The organism is Gordonia namibiensis NBRC 108229, from assembly GCF_000298235.1.
In the GTDB taxonomy this organism is placed as follows: domain Bacteria; phylum Actinomycetota; class Actinomycetes; order Mycobacteriales; family Mycobacteriaceae; genus Gordonia; species Gordonia namibiensis.
On the sequence record NZ_BAHE01000002.1, the window covers coordinates 161,062 to 177,376 of the forward strand.

Annotated in this window: 19 protein-coding genes; 5 read left to right on the forward strand and 14 right to left on the reverse strand. The window is 66.5% G+C overall.

What is annotated here, in order from left to right; all coding sequences use genetic code 11:
• Nucleotides 1-60 precede the first annotated feature (60 nt).
• Nucleotides 61-1,134: a YihY/virulence factor BrkB family protein gene (locus tag GONAM_RS00935; protein WP_006864892.1), complete on the reverse strand. Its 1,074-nt coding sequence runs from the start codon at nt 1,132-1,134 to the stop codon at nt 61-63.
• 88 nt (nt 1,135-1,222) lie between these two features.
• Nucleotides 1,223-1,591: a hypothetical protein gene (locus GONAM_RS00940; RefSeq protein ID WP_245548553.1), complete on the reverse strand. Its 369-nt coding sequence runs from the start codon at nt 1,589-1,591 to the stop codon at nt 1,223-1,225.
• Between GONAM_RS00940 and GONAM_RS00945 the strand changes: the two genes are divergently transcribed.
• A complete protein-coding gene (locus GONAM_RS00945; RefSeq protein ID WP_040535019.1) occupies nt 1,500-1,844 on the forward strand; it encodes a winged helix-turn-helix transcriptional regulator in 345 nt (114 codons plus the stop codon). The two genes, GONAM_RS00940 and GONAM_RS00945, sit on opposite strands and share 92 nt — an antisense overlap.
• Nucleotides 1,845-1,853: 9 nt before the next feature.
• On the opposite strand, the gene GONAM_RS00950 is transcribed toward GONAM_RS00945, so the two are convergent.
• The 6 genes from GONAM_RS00950 to GONAM_RS00975 all read right to left on the reverse strand — a co-directional run bounded on the left by GONAM_RS00950 (nt 1,854) and on the right by GONAM_RS00975 (nt 6,570).
• Nucleotides 1,854-2,582, reverse strand: coding sequence for a lysophospholipid acyltransferase family protein (locus GONAM_RS00950; protein WP_006864895.1), 729 nt, complete (start codon nt 2,580-2,582; stop codon nt 1,854-1,856).
• A 114-nt stretch (nt 2,583-2,696) separates the two neighbouring features.
• Complete coding sequence (locus GONAM_RS00955) at nt 2,697-3,740, reverse strand: NAD(P)-dependent alcohol dehydrogenase (protein WP_006864896.1); 1,044 nt, start codon at nt 3,738-3,740, stop codon at nt 2,697-2,699.
• Nucleotides 3,741-3,861: 121 nt separating this feature from the next.
• Nucleotides 3,862-4,233, reverse strand: a complete 372-nt coding sequence (locus tag GONAM_RS00960) for a TraR/DksA family transcriptional regulator (RefSeq protein ID WP_040535021.1) — start codon at nt 4,231-4,233, stop codon at nt 3,862-3,864.
• A 62-nt stretch (nt 4,234-4,295) separates the two neighbouring features.
• The gene (locus GONAM_RS23115; protein WP_245548545.1) at nt 4,296-4,742 is read right to left on the reverse strand and encodes a hypothetical protein; all 447 of its coding nucleotides are present in this window, start codon (nt 4,740-4,742) and stop codon (nt 4,296-4,298) included.
• A gap of 72 nt (nt 4,743-4,814) precedes the next feature.
• Nucleotides 4,815-6,320: a protein adenylyltransferase SelO gene (locus GONAM_RS00970; protein WP_006864899.1), complete on the reverse strand. Its 1,506-nt coding sequence runs from the start codon at nt 6,318-6,320 to the stop codon at nt 4,815-4,817.
• 46 nt (nt 6,321-6,366) lie between these two features.
• Nucleotides 6,367-6,570, reverse strand: a complete 204-nt coding sequence (locus GONAM_RS00975; protein WP_006864900.1) for a zinc-ribbon domain-containing protein — start codon at nt 6,568-6,570, stop codon at nt 6,367-6,369.
• 92 nt (nt 6,571-6,662) lie between these two features.
• On the opposite strand from GONAM_RS00975, the gene GONAM_RS00980 reads away from it, so the two are divergent.
• Nucleotides 6,663-7,388: a DUF6319 family protein gene (locus GONAM_RS00980; protein ID WP_006864901.1), complete on the forward strand. Its 726-nt coding sequence runs from the start codon at nt 6,663-6,665 to the stop codon at nt 7,386-7,388.
• Between the two features lie 6 nt (nt 7,389-7,394).
• Here GONAM_RS00980 and GONAM_RS00985 read toward each other — a convergent pair whose 3' ends face one another.
• Entirely contained in the window at nt 7,395-7,799 is a 405-nt protein-coding gene (locus GONAM_RS00985) for a VOC family protein (protein ID WP_006864902.1), read from the reverse strand.
• A 293-nt stretch (nt 7,800-8,092) separates the two neighbouring features.
• Between GONAM_RS00985 and GONAM_RS00990 the strand changes: the two genes are divergently transcribed.
• Nucleotides 8,093-9,670 carry an FMN-binding glutamate synthase family protein gene (locus tag GONAM_RS00990; protein ID WP_040534916.1) on the forward strand — a complete coding sequence of 526 codons (1,578 nt, stop codon included), beginning with the start codon at nt 8,093-8,095 and terminating at the stop codon, nt 9,668-9,670.
• Nucleotides 9,671-9,712: 42 nt separating this feature from the next.
• Here GONAM_RS00990 and GONAM_RS00995 read toward each other — a convergent pair whose 3' ends face one another.
• The gene (locus GONAM_RS00995; RefSeq protein ID WP_006864905.1) at nt 9,713-10,513 is read right to left on the reverse strand and encodes a crotonase/enoyl-CoA hydratase family protein; all 801 of its coding nucleotides are present in this window, start codon (nt 10,511-10,513) and stop codon (nt 9,713-9,715) included.
• Nucleotides 10,514-10,590: 77 nt separating this feature from the next.
• On the opposite strand from GONAM_RS00995, the gene GONAM_RS01000 reads away from it, so the two are divergent.
• Both GONAM_RS01000 and GONAM_RS01005 read left to right on the forward strand, forming a co-directional pair.
• Entirely contained in the window at nt 10,591-11,136 is a 546-nt protein-coding gene (locus GONAM_RS01000; RefSeq protein ID WP_006864906.1) for a YceI family protein, read from the forward strand.
• A 149-nt stretch (nt 11,137-11,285) separates the two neighbouring features.
• Complete coding sequence (locus GONAM_RS01005) at nt 11,286-12,077, forward strand: hypothetical protein (RefSeq protein WP_006864907.1); 792 nt, start codon at nt 11,286-11,288, stop codon at nt 12,075-12,077.
• A 115-nt stretch (nt 12,078-12,192) separates the two neighbouring features.
• Here the strand turns inward: GONAM_RS01005 and GONAM_RS01010 are convergent, their stop codons facing one another.
• The 4 genes from GONAM_RS01010 to GONAM_RS01025 form a co-directional block, all read right to left on the reverse strand.
• Entirely contained in the window at nt 12,193-12,624 is a 432-nt protein-coding gene (locus tag GONAM_RS01010; RefSeq protein WP_006864908.1) for a nuclear transport factor 2 family protein, read from the reverse strand.
• Nucleotides 12,624-13,811: a cytochrome P450 gene (locus tag GONAM_RS01015; RefSeq protein WP_006864909.1), complete on the reverse strand. Its 1,188-nt coding sequence runs from the start codon at nt 13,809-13,811 to the stop codon at nt 12,624-12,626. The genes GONAM_RS01010 and GONAM_RS01015 overlap by 1 nt, the downstream gene beginning before the upstream one ends.
• A gap of 206 nt (nt 13,812-14,017) precedes the next feature.
• A complete protein-coding gene (locus tag GONAM_RS01020) occupies nt 14,018-14,965 on the reverse strand; it encodes a winged helix-turn-helix transcriptional regulator (protein ID WP_006864910.1) in 948 nt (315 codons plus the stop codon).
• A 10-nt stretch (nt 14,966-14,975) separates the two neighbouring features.
• Nucleotides 14,976-16,229, reverse strand: coding sequence for an acetyl-CoA acetyltransferase (locus GONAM_RS01025; RefSeq protein WP_006864911.1), 1,254 nt, complete (start codon nt 16,227-16,229; stop codon nt 14,976-14,978).
• Nucleotides 16,230-16,315 lie beyond the last annotated feature (86 nt).

Sequence of the window (16,315 nt, forward strand, 5' to 3'; positions counted from 1 at the left end):
ACGTTGTGCTCGGGTCACGGGCACAACGTCATACGCGAAATTCGACTGAGCAGCGCGGCATCAGCCGCCGTGAGATTCCCTGAGGGCCCGGCCCTTCTCGATGTCCTCCTGGTGGATCTTCTCGTTCTTGTCCGAGACGGTGGTATCCCGAGGCGGCAGCTGTAGGCGCTCCTCGGCAGCCATGCCCGCCTGGAGCTGACGCCCACGCTCGAGTTCGGCGTCGAACTCGGCACCGAAGAGCAGGGCGAGGTTGGTCAGCCACAACCACAGCAGGAAGACGATGACGCCCGCGAGCGCGCCGTACGTCTTGTTGTAGCTACCGAAGTTCGACACATACAGCGCGAACGCCGCGGAGGCGACGATCCAGGTGACGATCGCCAGCACCGCCCCGGCACTGATCCACCGGAACTTCGGTTGCTTCACATTCGGTGTGGCCCAATACAAGACGGCGACGATCACCACGACGAATACCAGCACCACGGGCCAGCGGACGATGTTCCACACCGTGAGTGCAGTATCACCCAGGCCGATCGCGTCGCCGATGGACCGGGCGATCGGCCCACTGACCGCGAGCATCAGGGCCACGGAGGCGGCGAGGATCAGCGCCACCAGCGTCACCAGCAGCATGGCAGGTCGAAGCTTCCAGATCGGACGCCCCTCATCTACCTCGTACATGCGGTTCATCGCGCGTCCGAACGCGCCGACGTATCCCGATGCCGACCACAGGGCACCGACGAGACCGAGCACCAGGGCGAAGCCGGCACTCGGCGCGGACACCAGCTGCTCGACGGGCGCGCGCAGCGTGTCCACCGCATCCGACGGTCCCAGATCCTCGACCATCGTCAGGACCGCGTCGACCGTCTTCTCTCCCTGCCCGAAAACACCGAGGAGAGAGACCATGGCGAGTAGTGCGGGAAACAGCGACAGCACCGAGTAGTAGGTGAGCGCAGCCGCCAGGTCGGTGCACTGGTCGCGGGAGAACTCGCGGGCCGTCTTGCGCAGCACGAACATCAGTGACGGTTTGGTCAGATCGGTGGGCGATTCGGGCTTGCGGGGATCGTCGGGATCGGCCCGAGTCGGGTCATCGTCGACGTCCCGACCGGTCTTGTCGATGGTCTGCTCGTCCTTGCTCATACCCCGGTGTAGCCGCCGGGTTCGCAGACCAAACTCTCCGTCCCCTGACCAGGCGAGACGGGGGGAAGGGAGCGCACCCCGGTGGCGGTCAACCCGCCGAGGCGACCTCACGCGACAGGGCGAGCTCGCGGCCTGCCGCGCGCGCGTTCTCCTCGGCCTCGAGCTTGAGTTCCGCCGCGACCTCGGTGAAGGCGTCGAGTGCAGGATTCACCCCGACGAGCGTGAACTGGCGTTTGACGACCCGGAGGTCGAGGCCCCAGACATCCTCCAGCACGCGGCGCAGCCACGGCGTCGAATGGTCCCAGCCTTCCTTCGGTGTCCCAGGGTCGTAGTTGCCACCCTGGGTCGTGACCAGGACCCCGGGCTTGTCCGCGCCCGACCACGCGCCCCGCACATGCGACGAGGCGTTGCGCCGTGCGTTCGGGTTTCTGGGAAAGCGGTGGAACGGCATTCTCATCGCGACGCTCATGAACGGGCCGGCGGGGTTCGCCGAATTGCGTTGCGCTGTCGGGGGAATCAGCGATTCGGTGCTGTCTAGCCGACTTTCGGAGCTCACCGAGGCCAATCTTGTCGAGCGCCTGGTGGATCCCGGACCGCCGGTATCGGTGTCCTACGAGCTCACCGAATCGGGACGCGCACTCATGCCGGCGCTGACCGCCCTCACCTCGTGGGCGTGGGAGAACCTGCCCCCGTCGGCGTCAGCAGACTGACTCGGCGAATCAGGCAGCCCGACACACCTCGTCGACCACGCCCTGCAGATCGCTCTGGATCATTCTCGTCAGTGCGGCCGGCGTCTCGTCCTTGAAGCCGGCGAGGTCGACAGGGTTTCCGAAGGTCACCATCGGACGAGCTCGATCACCGTGGGGCGGGTAGGCAATACCGGCGGACACCAGCGTGACGTCGACACCGGCTTTCAGGGCACGGTAGGCAATGTGGCCGATGCCCGTTCCGAGCTTCTGCAGCCGGGTGACGTCGCCCTCGTTGCAGGTTCCCTCCGGGAAAACGGCGATACTGTCGCCACGGACCATCCGCTCGACGCAGACACCGAACATCTGCCGACCGGCTTCCGCGGCGGCCCGAACACCGTGATCCTTCTGACGGAAGACCGGGATACCGCCCAGGGTGTCGATCTTGCGTCGCTGTTCCGGATCCTCGAAGAGCTCGTCCTTCGCCAGCACGCGCATGTGACCGATCCGGGGACGGAGGGGCGAGCGGAAACCTGCTGCCGCCAGGACCAGCGGATCGCGCTCGGACACGTGGTTGGCCGCGATCAGCAAGGGCTTTCTGCTGCGGACCGCACGAACCAGCCGATCGCGAGCTGTGAATCGCACGACGGGCCGGATCCTGGCGGCGAGCACCCCGTACATCAACTTCGCGCGCACACGATCCTGCTGGTGGTCCAGATAGTGCGCGTACACGGCTTCAGACTGGGTGAGCTCTACATCCACGTAAGTTACGGTACCGTAGGTTAGCGTTCCTGCCCAAAGAACAACGAAATCCGTTCAGCCCGTCGGCCGCGTAGAACCGCAGGTGACGGGCTCGCACTGACGGCGGGTCAGTGATCAGTCAGGCACCACAACGGCACGGCCACGAAGTTCATTCGCCGCCAGCCGTCGGTAGGCCTCGACGCCGTCATCGAGTGAAAACCGCTCGACTGCCACCTCGAGAACACCATCGCGTGCGAGATCCAGCACCTCGATGAGTTCGTCACGTGCTCCCCAGTACGGTGCCCGGACCGACACCTCGTAGGGCTGGGTGAAGAAGCCGACCTTCGCCGCGGCGACCATGTCCCCGATGCCCACGATCACCACGTCACCCATCGTGCCGACGACGCCCATCGCGATGTCGAGAGTGGGTTGCAGGCCGACGAAGTCGAAGACGGCGGTCGCACCGTCGTTCCCGGTGATCTTGCGGACGCCAGCGACGGCATCTGCGTCGGAGAGCACCACCTCGTGAGCCCCGACCTCGCGGGCGAATGCGAGCTTCTCCTCGCTCACGTCGAGTGCGATCACCCGCGACGGGGTCAGGTGGCGGAGCAACTGGATTCCGACGTGCCCGAGACCACCGGCTCCGATGACCACCGCCGTCGTGCCACCCACGAGCTTCGGGAGCGAGGGTTTGATCGCGTGGTAGGGCGTGAGACCGGCATCGGTGAGCGAGACCGCGGCCACCGGGTGGAGTTCACCGAGGGGCGCCAGGTGACGTGCATCGTCCACGAGCAGGTACTCGGCCATCGCACCCTGGTTTCCGAGACCCGGTGGTGCGATGCCGAGTTCGCCGGCCCGGCTGCAGTAGTTCTCGAGGCCGCGCGAGCAGAAGTGGCAGACCCCGCAACCCCACGCTCCGTACACGGCCACCGAGGTGCCCTCGGAGATTTCGGTGACACCGGTACCGACCTCGGCGACCACGCCGGCCCCTTCGTGGCCGAGCGTCATCGGCAGGGGATAGGGGAAGCCTTCTTCGGGCAGGTTGAGGACGAAGTCGTCGGAGTGGCAGGCACCGGCTGCGGTCACCTTGAGCAGCACCTGCCCCGGGCCCGGCGCGGGCTTGTCGACCTCACGTAGCTCCGGCGGCTTGCCCGGCTGGATGATCTGAATGGCCTTCATGCGCACACCTTTCGACCCGGCGGAGAGGGGGAAACCCGTCTTCCGGTCTACTCGGCCGGTCGTCAAGGCAGGCGTCTTCCGGCGAACTCGGCACGATCCTCGCGACGTTGCGGTTCGGTGTTCACCACCGGCGGGACGGATTACGCGCCGCGCACTGCACACACTGCCGGGCCGCGGGGAGCACCTCGAGACGCTCGGGATCGATGATCTCACCGCACGTCTCGCAGCGGCCGTACGCTCCGCGACCGACCCGCTCGAGGGCAGCGTCGATCTCGTCCAGACGGACCCGCGATCGTTCGAGCTGGGCCACCAACTGGCCGCGCTCGACGGCGAGCGTCGTCCCTTCTGGATCGTGTTCGTCGTCGGAGGCGGCGTCGGCGGTCGCCTCGATGACGGCGGCCAGGCGGGCAGACAACGACTCGATGAGCGTCGCAGTTCTCTCGCGTTCGGCGATCAGCGATGCTTCCGATTCGTGCGGGTCGGACCGGGTCACGACCGCACCCGGGTGTGTCGTCTCACGGATCCATTTGTACGCCGCATGTCCGACGATCGCGTTCACTCATGAACGTCGCGGAGACCGACGGCGCCGCGCAGGCCGGAACAGTTGACGCACCCCACGCAGCCGACGCAGTCCGTGCACCGGACGCAGCCGACACATCCAGCGCATCGCCGGCACAACAGACAGGCCACGACACCGACACTGCCTGCGACCCCGAAACTGATTGCGGTGGCGAAACTTCCGGCGACGAGAAGACTGGCCATCGTCACCGCCGAACCCGTCACGATCGCGCTCGCCACCGTAGCCGCCGAGGAACTGACACCGGCACTGGACACCGTGCCGGCCGACCCCGCGACGGCAGCGCTCGCGACGGTGCCGACCGAGCCGGCAACTGCCACGCTCGACGTGGTCGCGATCGAACCCGCAACCGCGGTCGAGTTCACGGTCGAGGGAGAATCGACGACAGAGATCCCATCACGCGTGAGCGTCCACATGAAGTCCATGGTCGCGCAGTCGGAGTGCACACGCTGGGGTTCAGAGGCAACTCACCGCTGTTCCGCGGAACCCTCCGGCACTCAGGTCCCGCAGAACGTCTGAAACGCCGAAGTGAACTCGTCCGACGCAGGGGCGGTGTACTTGACCCAGTCGACGCGCCGGTCGAACGGGTGCGTCACCACGTCGAGCAACTCCTCGAATGGCGCGAGGTCGCCCTCGTGCGCGGCACGGAGCGCGGCGTCCACCATGTGGTTACGCGGGATGTAGAGCGGGTTGACGCGGTCCATCGCGTCAGCGGTGGTGCCGTCGTCGCGGCCGTGTCGTGCGAGCGTCTCTCGCCATCGTGGGAGCCAGGGCGCCGAGAGCTCCCGTGGGAGGAGCTGGTCGAGGGGAGCCGTCCGTCCGCGGAGTTCGTCGGCGAGCGCACGGAAGGTTCCGGTCCAGTCCGCGCGGTGTTCTGCCATCAGGCCCAGCAGGTCGTCGATGAGGGCGTGGTCGACGAAGGCGTCGGCCAGCCCGAGCTTGGCGGACAGACCCTCGTTGAGGTGCTGCTCGTACAGACCGTCGAAGGTGGACAGGGTGGCGGTTGCGATGGCGATCGCGTCGTCCGGCGTGGGGCTGATCAGCCCGAGTAGGGTTTCGGCGAACCGTGCGAGGTTCCATTTCAGGACGGCGGGCTGGTTGCCGAAGGCGTAACGGCCGCCGTGGTCGATGGAGCTGAACACCGCCGCCGGGTCGAAGGCGTCGATGAATGCGCACGGTCCGTAGTCGATGGTCTCACCGGAGATGGTGGTGTTGTCGGTGTTCATCACGCCGTGCACAAAACCGACGAGCATCCACTGAGCGACGAGGCGCGCCTGCCGTTCGACGACGCGCTCCAGCAGCTTCGCATAACGATTCCCGGCGCCGGTCGTCGGCAGATCGGTCAGGTCGGGGTAGTGGCGGGCGATCGCGTAGTCGGCGAGGGGCTGCAGGATGTCGCCGTTACGTGCGGCGAACTCGAAGGTGCCCACTCGCAAATGACTCGATGCGACGCGGGCGAGTACAGCCCCGGGCTCGACGCCGTCGCGGTGGACCCCGCGCCCCGTCGCCACCACCGACAGCGACCGCGTGGTGGGCACACCGAGGGCGTGCATCGCTTCGCTGATCAGGTACTCGCGCAGCATCGGTCCGACGACTGCGAAGCCGTCTCCACCTCGCGAAAACGGTGTCGGGCCCGAACCTTTCAACTGCAGATCGACACGGTGACCTTCGGTGTCGAGCAGTTCGCCGATGAGAAGAGCCCGACCGTCGCCGAGTAGCGGGGCATATCCGCCGAACTGGTGTCCGGAGTACGCCGTCGCCACCGGCCTGCCGTCGGCGGGCACGGCTGCGCCGGCCAGGATCGCGACGCCGTCGTCGGAGCGCAAGGTCGCAGGATCGATGCCCAGCGACGCAGCGAGCTGATCGTTCACGACGAGAAGCTGCGGATCGGGCACGTCGGCGCCGCGCCATTCGACGGTGAGCGGCGTCAGCTCGTCGGCGAAAGTGCTCTCGAAGCCGGTGATCGCGTCGGAAGTGCGGGCGGGGGAGTCGGTGGCAGCCACTCTTCGAGCGTAACCACTCATCGCGATGTCCGACTTTCGCCGATCCCTAGAGGGCGATGGCAGCGCCGCAGATGCCGCAGGACTCGAACTCGCGGCGCCCCCAGCGGGCGATCGGGATGAAGAACACGGTGAACTGCTTGAACTCCCGCATGCGGGCCCACTGGGTGGTGTTGTGACAACGGGGGCAGGTCCGGGTCTGTCCTGCGCCGAGCTGCTGCTGCTTGGGGCCGTATCCGAAGAGGAAGAACACTCCGTCATCGTAGGCACGACACCGACCGACGTGCCCGAGCTCGGATCGACACCGGACACCCACCAGTCGCACGCGTGTGCGAACATGAACGCGTGAGCTCGCAGAAGAGGACCGGCCTGACCGCCGGTGACCTGGAATCTCTGTCCGCGGCACTCGCGGCCGGCAAGCGTGTGACCGTCTATCTCCGTGACCCGATGCCGTCGCTCGGACTCGACGCCGGAACATCGGCACGCGTCCTGTCCATCGAGGGCTCGACGGTGACGGTCCGACCCAAGGGCGTCGACGATCAGTTGCCCTTCGAATCCGACGAACTGCAACGCACACGTTCCGCCGCGGCACCGGCCAAGTCCGCTCCGCGTTCCGCCAAGACCGTTGCCGATCAGACGTCGACGCCGGCCCGCCCTGCACCAACACCGAAAGCAGCTGCAGTGGAACCGAAGCCGACACCCGAGCCCGCTCCGCGTCCGGAGGCCACGCCGGCTCGCGCGGCCGCGCCGAAGCCGGCTCCGGCCAAAGCTGCACGACGGTCGAAGACCTCCACGGCTGCGGTGAGCGTGACCATCACGTCAGCGGGTGAGAGCACCTGGACGGTGTCGGTGGCGCACGGCAGCAAGAAGGGCAAGCCCACCGAGGTGACCGCGGACCGCGTGGCCCGCGCCATGCAGGAGCTGGGCGACGACGCGGCGATCACGGCGGTGGACGAGGTCATCGAATCCGCGCGCGAGGCCGCACAGAGGAAGATCGAGGAACTCACGCGCGAACTCGAGAACGCGCGAGCCGCGCTCGCCCACCTCGACGTCGGGCCCGCCGAGAGCTGACTGGTGTCATCCGGCCGGCGGGGCGAAGAATTCGAGCGCGATGTTGTCCGGGTCGCGGAACGATATCCCTGATCCGTAGTGGGCGTGTTTGATGTCGCTGTGCGCGATTCCGGCCTTGTCCAGACGCGAAACCCACTCCTCGAGTTCGGACTGGGTGCAGGCGAACGCGATGTGGTCCAGTCCGACGTTCCGTTCGTCGAAACCGGCGGTGTCCGGCCCGCTCGAGGTATGGGTGTGGAGTCCGAAAAGCGTTCCGCCGCCGAGTGCGAAGACCGTGTGATGGAAAGCCCCGGATTCTTCGTCCTCGTCGAGGACAGGTTCGGCGTCGAACAGTTTCTCGTACCAAGCGGTACTCGCGGCCAGGTCACTCACAGTGATCGCGACGTGGGTGAGCGCGGGAAATGCAGGCATCGGATGCCTCCTCCAGGAAGGGCGCCGGATGGAACTCCGGGCGCACCGACAGTTTATCGCCGGAGCCCAGGACCAGACCGCACGTTCTACCGATCCACGACTTGATCAGGTGATGGACGCACGCCACCGACCAGCCGTACTGACCGGCGCCCAGAGATACGTGGTTGTCCACGTGTGCGGCCCCCTTCGGGTACATCGGGTCGAGGCTCGGCAGCCCGACCGTTGCACGAATGACACGTGCACAGCTGACCGATTCGTGACATCGTCGCTCCGGACGGGTGAACACTGGCTCCATGAGCCGTAGGAGATCTGCTGTCGCGGCCGGCGCCGCCACCACCGCGGCCGCGGTTGTCGTTCGTGACCTGTTTCAGCGCAGACATTCGTTGCTACGCAATTACCCCCTGATCGGGCATGCGCGTTACCTGCTGGAGACGGTCGGTCCCGAGCTGCGCCAGTACATCGTCGCTTCGAACGACGAGGAGCGTCCGTTCAGCCGCGACCAGCGACGCTGGATCTATTCCTCGTCCAAGAAGGAGAACAACTACTTCGGGTTCGGCACCGACAACGACGTCGAGTACACATCCGGTTACCCCGTGATCAAGCATCGAACATTCAATCCGGGTTCGGCGCCGGCCTCGACACCCGAGGCCGGCCACGAGGTCGTGCTGCCCTGTGCAAAAGTTCTCGGCGAAGCGCGCCGGCGGAGGAACGCATTCCGTCCGGAGTCGGTGGTCAACATCTCCGGGATGAGTTTCGGGGCTCTGTCCGCGAACGCCATCGAGGCCTTGAATCGCGGGGCCGCCCTCACGGGCGCGCTGCACAACACCGGCGAGGGCGGGATCTCGCCCTATCACCGACACGGTGGCGACCTCGTCTTCCAGCTCGGCACAGCCTATTTCGGCTGCCGAGACGCACAGGGACGGTTCGACCTCACCCGATTGAAAGACCTCGTGGCCGAAGCCCCGGTCCGCGCCTTGGAGATCAAACTCAGCCAGGGAGCCAAACCCTGCCTGGGCGGCTTCCTACCCGGCCCCAAGGTCTCTGCGGAGATAGCCGCGACGCGCGGCGTCGCCGCCGGACGTGATTGTGTGAGCCCTTCACGCCATGCGGAGTTCACCGACGCGGACAGCATGCTCGATTGGGTCGAGCTCCTGGCCGCCGAAACGGGTCTGCCGGTCGGGATCAAATCCGCAGTCGGCGACATCGATGCCTGGTATCAGATCGCCGACCTGATGGCGGACACCGACCGTGGCGTCGACTTCATCACCATCGACGGAGGAGAGGGCGGCACCGGAGCTGCGCCCCTGTTGTTCTCCGACTCCGTGTCGCTGCCGTTCCTGCTCGGTTTCAGCAGGGTTTATCGGGTGTTCGCCGAGCGAAACCTCCACGAGCAGATCACGTTCGTCGGAAGCGGCAAGCTGGGTCTGCCCGACAATGCGGTCCTTGCGTTCGCACTCGGGTGCGACATGGTCAACGTCGCGCGCGAGGCGATGCTGTCGATCGGTTGCATCCAGGCCCAGAAATGCCACACCGACACCTGCCCGACCGGCGTCGCCACCCAGAACAGCTGGCTCACAAGGGGACTGGTGCCAGACGAGAAAGCAACTCGAGCCGCGAACTACATCACGACGCTGCGGCGTGACCTGGTCAAGGTGTCGCAGGCCTGCGGAGTGGAGCACCCCGGACTCATCTCGACCGACTCAGTGGAGATCGTCGACGGCAGGCAGGGTTCCAGCCCGTTGCATGAGGTGTACGGATACTCGCCGGGTATGGGTCTGCCATCCGAAGCGGATCGCGCCGCGGTGATCCGGCTGATGACCGGCCAGGGAAGTGGCGGGTCGGCGCCGCCATCGGCAGCGGGCCCGAGCTGAGCAGAGCACGCGGCGGACCACCCCAGCCGCCGGTTCGGCCGCTCAGTCCGGGTCGGCGAACTGTGGTTCGCGCCGGGCCATTCCCGCGTGTACCGCCTCGAGCTGGTTCGGTGAACCGATCAGCTCGACCTGCAGTTTGCTCTCGAGCAACAGCGCGGCCGACGGGTCGGCCCCGGTCCACGTCTCGTCGTAGAGGCGCTTCGCGGCGCGAACCGCGTGCGGGGACTTCGCCGCGATCTCGTGCGCGAGCTCCAACGCGCGGGCGAGCGGGTCGTCGGCAGTGCCGGTGACCAGCCCGAGTTCGTGGGCCTCGGCTCCGGAGAGCACACGACCGGTGAAGGTGAGTTCCTTGGCGACGTCCGCCCGAAGGAGACGCGGAAGCGTCTGGGTGATGCCCATGTCCGGCACCAGACCCCACTTGACCTCCATGATGGACAGTCGCGCATCGGGGGTGGCGTAGCGGATGTCGGCGCCGAGCGCGATCTGCAGGCCACCGCCGAAGCAGTTGCCGTGAATCGCGGTGATCACCGGTGCCGGCACGTGGCCCCAGTCGAGAGACACCCGTTGCGCATGGTTCCCGCGGTCTGCGTCATCGCGATCCAGCAGTGAGCCACCCAGTTCATCGCCGCCGAGGGAGGAGATGTCGAGACCGGAACAGAAACTCTTCCCGGCTCCGTGGACGACAACCGCCCGAATTCGACGATCCGCCGCCAGTTCGCTTGTCACGGCCAACAACGCATCGAACATCGCGGGGTCCAAGGCGTTGTGCTTCGCCGCTCTGTTGAGCGTGACCGTCGCGACGCCCGCATCGTCGACATCGAGCAGAATCCGTTGTTCCGTCATCGTCTTCACCACCTCGCTGTGTGTCGTCCGCCGTGCAATGAGCCCGGCCGCGTACTCCGAGCGCTTACACTACGGCCGTGGCGGAATCTGTCTGGGAATTCACCGAATCCGATGGTTCGGTTGTCGTGCGCACCGACGTGGGCGGACGGGCGGCGCGCACCGGCCACCGACTGATGATCGCGATGCGCACCTGGTCGGCGTCGGTGACGCTGACCGACCTCGTACCGACGAACCTGAAGGCCACGATCTCGGTCGACTCGCTGCATGTGGAATCCGGGGAAGGCGGACTCACCCCGATGACCGGGGCCGAGAAGTCGCTGGCCCGGGTGAACGCCCTGAAGTCCATGGACGCCGAGAAGTACCCCGAGATCGCCTACGAGGCAAGCACTTTCAGAGCCACGGACGACGGTTACCACGCCGACGGAGTGCTGACGATCCACGGCAGGTCACGCCCGCATGCGCTGGACCTACAGGTCGTCGAGACCCCTGATGGCTGGCAGATCTCGGCCGAGTCCACCGTCACCCAGAGCGACTTCGGGATCAAACCGTACTCATTGATGATGGGCACACTGAAAGTCGTCGACGACGTCCGCATCGTCGTCGAGGCCGCCCGCACTCGCTGACCGCCGAAGAGACGCACGCCGGGCCGAGCCCGGTGCCGGCGCCATCCCGGTCGGTACGCTCGAAGGTGCCCGATTTGTCGGCCAGGCCCGCCCGCGCTCAGCGGCCTGGGCGGACGAGTCCGTCGGACACGCACGAGCTGGAGAGAACCATGGAAGCACTGATCTTGATCGCCCTCATCGTCCTGATCGTCGTCGGGGTGGTGGTCGTCGCACAGCAGCGCTCCGGCACCAACGCCGCTCGGACCCTCGACGATGCAAAGGCCGACGCGCGACAAGCCATCGAACGTCTCGGCGGGCAGGTGTTCATGCTGGTGGGCGACGGACCGGCCTCTAAGCAGGCTCTCGCCGACGCCGGGGAGCGCTATACCGCGGCGGGGTCACAGATCGAGCAGGCCAACTCGCCCGCGCAGGCGCGCCTGGCCAAGCAGACCGCGATCGAAGGTCTCTACTACATCCGTGCGGCGCGGGTCGCGATGAACCTCGATCCCGGTCCCGCCATCCCCGAACTCGAGGGTCAGCAGAGCGCAGGCAAGGTCACCGAGGATCGCAAGGTCGAGTTCGAGGGACGTCAGGTCGAGGCGTCGCCCAACCCGTCCGATCGGACGCCGAACTACTACCCGGGTGGCCGCGTCGCCGGACGTCCGGTTCCGGCCGGCTGGTACTCCGAGCCCTGGTGGCGGCCGGCGCTCGTCGCAGGCGCCTGGGGAGTCGGGTCGATGTTCCTGTTCTCCGCGATGTTCTCCGGCATGGCCGGCGTCCCGTACGACGCTCAGGGCTTCGAGAGCGGCGTCGGTGACGGATCCGACATGGGTGCCGTCGAGGGCGGCGCCGGAGGCGACGATTTCGGCGGCGATACAGGCGGAGACGGCTTCGGCGGAGACGGCGGTTTCGGCGGAGACGGCGGCGGCTTCGGAGATTTCGGCGGCGGATTCGACTTGTGATCACCGGCGGATCGTCACAGAGCGCTGATCACCGGCCGCGGCGCGCGTAACCTCGGCGGACGCCACTTCTCCTGCCACCCCGTCTGCGCCGGCGTCGCGTGGGATCGGTGATCCGTCAGGAGCGAAGGTGCCTCGAGGTGTCGCCGACATGAGTGATGTCCCCGTAGTCGCGACTCGCGAAGTGCCAATCACCCTCGTCGTCGACGACGAACGTGTCGTGGTGTCGGCCGACCATGACGACATACTCACCGTCCGGGCCATCCTGTGTGACCGTGTATTCGCAACTGGCAGCTGCGCGGCCTTGGTCGTCGATCTGGATGGACGGTTCCCCTAGAACGTGACGGGTGCGCGGCGTCCCGTCCTCGTAGAGGATGACGGTGTCGCTCAACAGTTTCTCCACGAACGGACTACCCGCGCCGATCTGGTTTCCCGAGACGAACACTTTCGCTCGGTCGAAAAGCGCTGCGACACCGGCCAGGTCACCGGCATCCAGGCGTTGGACGTAAGTGGCCAGCAGGGTCGTGATGACCGACTCAGGTGATGCCATCACGCACTCACCCGGACGGGTAGCGTGCGGAGGCGTCGGACGAGAAGACTTCGCTCCCACTGAGGATCCGCGGTGTCGACGGTGAACCCGCCCGGTGTGTGGTCGAGGAGATGTACGACCGCGAGGCGCCCCTCCAGTCGGGCGAGCGCCGCGCCCACACAGAGGTGGATTCCCTTGCCGAACGCCATGTGCGAGCGTCGATTCACCGGATCGAGGTCGATCCGTTCCGGGCGGTCGAAGGTCTCCGGGTCGCGGTTGGCCGCACCCCACATGAGGTACAGGTGTGAGCCGGCCGGGAGGTCGACATCGGCGAGGACGGTGTCGGTCACGACGTGGCGATAGTGCCCTCGGAATGGCGATTCCAACCGCAATGACTCCTCGACAAAGAGTGGGACGAGCTCACGGTCGCGGCGAAGTTCGTCGACGACGCGCGGATGGCGGCCGAGCAGGTACACGGCGCTCCCGAGCAGGCTCACGGTCGACTCGGCGCCCGCCGCGACCAGTTGCAGGCCGATCATGACGGCGGTGCCCTGGTCGAGGTCGCCCTGGTCGACGAGCCGGGCCAGATCGCCCATCACGTTCTCGCCCGGGTCGTCCATCGCCCCGTCGAACGCTGTCGTCAAGTAGACGCTGAGTTCGCCGACGGCCTCGGTGGCCGCCTCGAGCTGGGCAGGGCTCACGACGCCGTCCAGGAGGACGGTCGCAGCGAACGACCACCGGACGAGGTCGTCGATGTCGTACGTGGGGAATCCGAGCAGTTCGGCGACGACTGCCATCGGCAGGCGCTGGGCAACCGCGGTGACCCAGTCGAGGTGGTCGTCACGGAGCCCGTCGAACCACAGACGCTCGTGAGTGGCGGCGATGAACGGTTCGAGTGCACGGACACGTTTGGCCACCAACGACGGCATGACCATCGCGCGGTGGTTGCGGTGGATCGGGTCGTCGGCCGTGGCCAACACGTGGATGGGAGAACCCAACTCGGCTATCGGGTACTCCTCGACCTTCCTGTCCTCTTTCCACACCATCGTCGCGGTGAGATTGGAGGAGAATTCTTCGGGTCGGGCGACCGCCTCGGCGATGGCATCCCATCCCGTGACGAGATAGAAGGTCGAGTCACCGATACGGCTGACCGGTGCGGTCCGGGTTAGGGCCAGGAGTTCGGTATAGGGGTCATCGAGATCATGCACTCCACAAGGGTGTACGTCACCGTCCCTCGCGTTCAGCAGTATCGGCAGAGGCGAAACGATTGCCGCGTCTCATTGGCCTGCGATCGTCTCAATGGACCGCGTTGACCAGCATTTATCCGTGGACCGAAGGTGTCCTGCGGTCTCACGGTGAGATCGCGCAGACTGCGGCCGGCGTCGATCAGGACCGGGCCCGGGCATGGCGGACACTAGTCGGCGACCGGTTCGATCGACACGGCACTCGCCGTCAGTTCTTCGCCGCACCGATCACATGCCAGGCGCGGACGGAACTCATGTCCCGTGCCGCGGTGCGTGAAGATCAGCGCGGGACCTTCGGGGGCGCGGAACCAGCGTTGGCCCCAGGTGATCATGAAGACGACAACCGGGAAGAAGGCCACCCCCTTGGGGGTCAGGCGATAACTGACCCAGTCCGGGCGGTCGGGATTGGGTTCGGTGTCGATGGCCCCCAGCCGGACGAATCGCGCCAGCCGATCGGCGACCATTGTCGGTGGAGCGCTGGTCCGTTCGGAGAACTCGCCGAACCGTCGAGCACCAAGGAACAGTGCGCCGAGTATGGCCGCAGACCACCGGTCACCGATGAGCTCCATGGTGTGCGGGATGACCTGGGAAGGCTGTTTGGCTCCCGCCGAGCGTCGTCGGGTGATCGAAGCGGGCACGCTCCGTGGCCACGCACCGCTCGGACCGAGTTCCGCAACGACGTCGTGGGCCTCGACGCCTGCGCCGCACTCGCCACACGTCGTTGCGGGGGAGAAGAACTCGCCGCATCCTATGTGCCGCATCCGCGGTAGCGGGGGAGTCGCCGGTGGCGCCCACGTCTGCTCCCACGCCCACATCGTCAGCAGGACGGTCCAGATGTCGGCGCCGCGGCGAGTCAGCACGTATTCGTAGCGGTCCGGGCGGTGGGCGTACTGCACGCGGTCGAACAGGCCCTTGTCGGTGAGCGCCCCCAGGCGCGCGGACAACACGGAGTTGGAGATCGCACCTTCGCGCATCCAGTCGCCGTATCGTTTGGCACCTTCGACAGCGTGCCGCAGGATCCACAGATTCCACTCGTCGCCGAGGATGCCGAGGGTCACCGCGATGGCATTGTCGCCGCCGGGCTCCAGGCTGGTGAAGCTGTCGCGGTCTGGTTCCACCTCGAAGACCCTAGTCAGCTCGACGCGGCTGTGTCGTCACCGGGGAGCCGACGACGAAGCTCACGACCGTCGTGGTGCTCCCGCCGATGTTCAGCGTGGCCGCACGACGTGCGTCGTCGACCTGGTAATCACCTGCGCCGGCGACGATCTGACGATGACAATCGAGGAGCATGCGGATTCCGGTGGCGCCCACCGGGTGCCCTCCGCCGAGCAGACCACCGCTGGGATTCATCGCGACCCGGCCGTCGATCTCGAGCTCGCCGGATTCGATCGCCTTCCAGCTCTCACCCGGCGCGGTGAGTCCGAAGTGGTCAATGGCCATGTACTCACTGGTCGTGAAACAGTCATGGGTCTCGATGACGTCGAGGTCGTCGACGCCTGCGATGCCTGCCCGACCGAAGGCATCGGAGATCGCCTGGCGGACGTGGGGAAACATCAGCTCGTCGTCTGCACTGCGGGCCAGCTTGTCCTCCAGGAGCAACCCGACGGTGCGATGGCCCCAGCCCAGGATTGCCGACAAGCCCGTCGTCTCGAGTTCCGGGTGCGCCCGTCGGTATCGATCGGAGACCAGCACGACGCCGGCACCGCCGTCGGTGAGTGGGCCGCAGTCGATCTTGCGGAGGTGACCCTCGACGATCGGGTTGGCGGTGTCGTCGGCGGTGAACGACTCCGGTACGTGTTCCCAGCCGCGAGTCTGGGCAAGCGGATTCCGACGTGCGTTGCGGGAGTTCAACTCTGCGATCTGCCACAGATGCTGCGGATCCAGCCCGTAGCGCTTGTCGTATTCCTCGGCGATGCGGCTGAACATGTACGGCCACATGAAGTTCGCGTCCTGACCTTCTTCGCCGATCCACGCCGCGCCGGCCATGTTGCGCGCCCCGTCGTCGCCCGGGACGTTCTTCTCGAGTTCGGCGCCGACGACGAGCGCACAGTCGTAGCGTCCGGACTCCAGATCTGCCATCGCGGCGAGAATCGCCAGAGACCCGGACGCACAGGCACCCTCGTGCCTGCTCGCCGGGATGCTCCACAGCTCCGGGACGACCGACGCAGGCATGGCGCCGAGGTGCCCCTGACCGGTGTAGACCTGCCCGAAGGCATTGCCCACATGAATCACGTCGATGTCGCCGACCGGTATTCCCGACGCCGACACCGTTCCCGACACGACCTCATCGAAGAGCTCGGGGAGTCCACGCCCCTCCTTGGTGAGGTTCCGGGCGAAATCGGACTGGTATCCGCCGGTGATCCATACCGTCCTGTCAGTCATCTCGCCGCACGCCTTCCTCACGCAGTAGAACTACAACAGCGAGAGTAACCACATCAGGCGGCTGACGGTAACCCTTGACAGGTTCA

Excerpts from the sequence above, each read along its gene's own strand:
- GONAM_RS01010 (WP_006864908.1), bottom strand. The coding sequence starts at position 12,624 with ATGGCATCACCTGAGTCGGTCATCACGACCCTGCTGGCCACTTACGTC.
- GONAM_RS00940 (WP_245548553.1), bottom strand. The coding sequence starts at position 1,591 with ATGAGAATGCCGTTCCACCGCTTTCCCAGAAACCCGAACGCACGGCGC.
- GONAM_RS00955 (WP_006864896.1), bottom strand. The coding sequence starts at position 3,740 with ATGAAGGCCATTCAGATCATCCAGCCGGGCAAGCCGCCGGAGCTACGT.
- GONAM_RS00985 (WP_006864902.1), bottom strand. The coding sequence starts at position 7,799 with ATGCCTGCATTTCCCGCGCTCACCCACGTCGCGATCACTGTGAGTGAC.
- GONAM_RS00990 (WP_040534916.1), top strand. The coding sequence starts at position 8,093 with ATGAGCCGTAGGAGATCTGCTGTCGCGGCCGGCGCCGCCACCACCGCG.
- GONAM_RS01005 (WP_006864907.1), top strand. The coding sequence starts at position 11,286 with ATGGAAGCACTGATCTTGATCGCCCTCATCGTCCTGATCGTCGTCGGG.
- GONAM_RS01025 (WP_006864911.1), bottom strand. The coding sequence starts at position 16,229 with ATGACTGACAGGACGGTATGGATCACCGGCGGATACCAGTCCGATTTC.
- GONAM_RS23115 (WP_245548545.1), bottom strand. The coding sequence starts at position 4,742 with ATGGACTTCATGTGGACGCTCACGCGTGATGGGATCTCTGTCGTCGAT.
- GONAM_RS00995 (WP_006864905.1), bottom strand. The coding sequence starts at position 10,513 with ATGACGGAACAACGGATTCTGCTCGATGTCGACGATGCGGGCGTCGCG.
- GONAM_RS00935 (WP_006864892.1), bottom strand. The coding sequence starts at position 1,134 with ATGAGCAAGGACGAGCAGACCATCGACAAGACCGGTCGGGACGTCGAC.